This window comes from Streptomyces sp. LS1784, from assembly GCF_020103755.1.
GTDB lineage: Bacteria > Actinomycetota > Actinomycetes > Streptomycetales > Streptomycetaceae > Kitasatospora.
Genome location: NZ_JAHSQD010000830.1, coordinates 1 through 2678 on the forward strand (window position 1 = coordinate 1; position 2678 = coordinate 2678).

Annotated in this window: 3 protein-coding genes and 1 pseudogene; 1 reads left to right on the top strand and 3 read right to left on the bottom strand. The window is 75.5% G+C overall.

What is annotated here, in order from left to right:
• On the bottom strand, nt 1-456 hold a 456-nt coding region (locus KS423_RS43030), incomplete at its 3' end, for a TetR/AcrR family transcriptional regulator (RefSeq protein WP_224285139.1).
• Nucleotides 457-559: 103 nt separating this feature from the next.
• Complete coding sequence (locus KS423_RS43035; RefSeq protein ID WP_224285140.1) at nt 560-1333, bottom strand: SDR family NAD(P)-dependent oxidoreductase; 774 nt, start codon at nt 1331-1333, stop codon at nt 560-562.
• A gap of 122 nt (nt 1334-1455) precedes the next feature.
• Between KS423_RS43035 and KS423_RS43040 the strand changes: the two genes are divergently transcribed.
• Nucleotides 1456-2091 carry an NAD(P)-dependent oxidoreductase gene (locus tag KS423_RS43040; protein ID WP_224285141.1) on the top strand — a complete coding sequence of 212 codons (636 nt, stop codon included), beginning with the start codon at nt 1456-1458 and terminating at the stop codon, nt 2089-2091.
• Between the two features lie 96 nt (nt 2092-2187).
• Here KS423_RS43040 and KS423_RS43045 read toward each other — a convergent pair.
• A pseudogene (locus KS423_RS43045) lies at nt 2188-2678 on the bottom strand (hypothetical protein); the annotation flags it as partial.

Consider the following 2678-nt stretch of genomic DNA (forward strand, 5'->3'; position numbering starts at 1 on the left):
CGCGTCCGGCGGGGCGGAGGGCAGGCGGCCGGAGAGGACCGCCGCGCCCTCGCGGCGGCGGGCGTCGCGGTCGGCGATGACCCGGCCGACCTCCTCGTCGAGCGCGGCGAGGGCCCGCAGGCGGCGGGTGCAGACCCGGTCGACCGCCCAGAAGCCGCCCATCACCTCGACGAAGCGGTCGACCGCCGCCCAGGGGTCGGCCAGGGTGAAGGCCTCGGCGAGCCGGGCCATGCCGCCCTGTGCGGCGAGGGCGTCGCAGACCGCCTCCAGCAGGCCCGCCTTGGAGCCGAACTGGTAGTAGACGGTCGCCCGGGCGACGTCCGCGCGGCGGGCGACCGCGTCCAGCGAGACCCCGCCGGTCTCGGCCAGGTGCGCGCGGGCAGCCGCGACGATCCGGGCACGGGTCTCGTCGACCTCTGCCTGCCGCTGTCCCATCCGGTAGGACCGGGGGCTCATCCCGCTCGCCTCCACTCGTTCCGCGCGAACTGGCAGTATCGCCGATCGGTTCACCGCGCCCGGCCCGGCCCCGGGCGTTCGACGGGGCAGCCGGCCCCGCCGCTCAGAGCATGATCCGCCCGCCGCTGACGTCCAGGGTCTGCCCGGTGATCCAGGAGGACGCGTCGGAGGCCAGGAAGAGCGCGGCCGAGGCGACGTCCCCCGGCTCGCCGAGGCGGCCCAGCGGGTGCGCGGCGGCGACCTTGGCCTGCACCTCGGGCGGCATCTGAGCGGCGGTCCGCTCGGTGCGGACGGCGCCCGGCGCGATGGCGTTGACCCGGACGCCCTCACCGGCGACCTCCTGGGCGAGGTGCCGGGTGAACATCAGCACGCCCGCCTTGGCCGTGGCGTACGCGGCGGACGCGCCGCTGGGCAGCCGGCCCGCCGTGGAGGCCATGGTGACGATCGAACCGCTGCCGCGGGCCAGCAGACCGGGCAGGAAGGCCTGGACGGTGAGGAAGGTGGCGGTGAGGTTGCCGTCCAGCACGGCCCGCCAGTGCTCCTCGGTCTCGCGGACGGTCGGCACCGGGTAGCCGTCGCCGCCGGCGAAGGCGGCCAGAACGCCGACCGGGCCGAGGTCCCGCTCGATCCGGGCGGCGGCGGAGCCGAGCGCCGTCGCGTCCGTGCAGTCGGCGACCAGCCCGAGCGCCCGGACCCCCTCCGCCCGCACCTGCTCGGCCACCTCCGTCAGCGCCGCCTCGTCCCGGCCGAGGACGGCGACGGCCGCGCCCTGCCGGCCGAAGGCGCGGGCGGTCTCCGCGCCGATGCCACGGCTGCCGCCGGCGATCACGACCACCCGGCCGTCCAGGTCGGGGTACCGAACCTGCCGAACTCCCATGTCCCATCGCTCCTTTGGACTTGCTCTCACGGTGTGCTGTGGTTCACTTGATTTCATTCATACAGCCCGTCTGAATGAATGACAAGCACCGCCCGAGTCCCGGCACTCCCAAGGAGGAACCGATGAGGATCGCAGTCGTGGGCGCCACCGGACGCACCGGCCGCCTGGTGGTCGACCTCGCACTGACGGCCGGACACACCGTCACCGCCGTCGCCCGCGACCCCGCCCGGCTACCGCACTTCGCGCACGGAACCCCGCTCACCGCCCGGGCCGACGTCAGCCGGCCCGGCTCCCTGCACGAACCGCTGAACGGCCAGGACGCCGTCGTCGCCGCCCTCGGCACCACCGGCCGCCGGGCCACCACCGTCTTCTCCGACGGCGCCCGGGAGCTGACCGCCGCCGTGCGGGCCGGCGGCGCCCGGCACCTGGTGACGATGAGTTCGGCCGGCCTGGACACCGGTCGACTCCCCTTCGCCCAGCGAGTGGTGACCAGGCTGGTGGTCGACCGGCTGTACCGGGAGATCCACCACGACCTGGCCCGGATGGAGACGGTGCTCGCCGGGTCCGACACCGCCTGGACGGTCGTCCGGGTGCCGATGCTCAAGGACGGACCGCCGTCCGCGGGCCCCCAGGTCTCGTACGACCGGCCGCTTCCCCGCGCCGGCACCGCCACCCGCGCCACCGTCGCCGAGTGGATCGTCGGCCACCTCGGCGACCCGGAGACCTTCCGCCGCCTCGTCCACCTCGCCGACGACTGACACGGGCACCACGCAGCACGCGCACCGTCGCGCACTGCTCCGGCCACCGAGCCGCGAACAGGCCCTCACGGGAAAGGCCGTCGGACCGGCCCCGGCTCAGTCCTGCTGCGGCGGGCGGCGGCGCATGGCGAGCAACAGCAGGACCACCGCCGACAGCACGGCGGACAGCCGCAGCACGTTCGGGGCGGCCGACCAGCTGATCTGCCCCAGCGGCGAGCCCGACTGGAGGCCGCCGCCCTGCCCGCCGGCCTGCTTGGCCTGCCGCATGGAGTAGAGGGTGGTCGCGCTCATCGTGATCAGCGGGATGCCGAGGATCACGAACTTGCGCATCAGTTCGGAGATCTGACGGGACAGGTAGCCGAGGCCCCAGCCCGCCAGCATGGCCGGGAAGAAGCCGGAGACCGCGCCGCCGACCAGCAGGCCGCAGGAGAGCAGGATCAGCGGGGAGGGCTTGTGGGCGGGCGCGCCCTTCTCCGTCTCCTTGCCCTTGGCCTTGCCGCCGCCCTTCCCGGCCGGGGCCTTGGGCGGCGCGGCGGGAGCGGCGGGAGCAGCGGGCGGCGCGGCAGGGGCCGGCCTGAGCCGGCCCC

What these genes read in the sequence shown, in the direction of transcription:
- KS423_RS43040 (WP_224285141.1), top strand. Translation starts at nt 1,456, where the DNA reads ATGAGGATCGCAGTCGTGGGCGCCACCGGACGCACCGGCCGCCTGGTG.
- KS423_RS43035 (WP_224285140.1), bottom strand. Translation starts at nt 1,333, where the DNA reads ATGGGAGTTCGGCAGGTTCGGTACCCCGACCTGGACGGCCGGGTGGTC.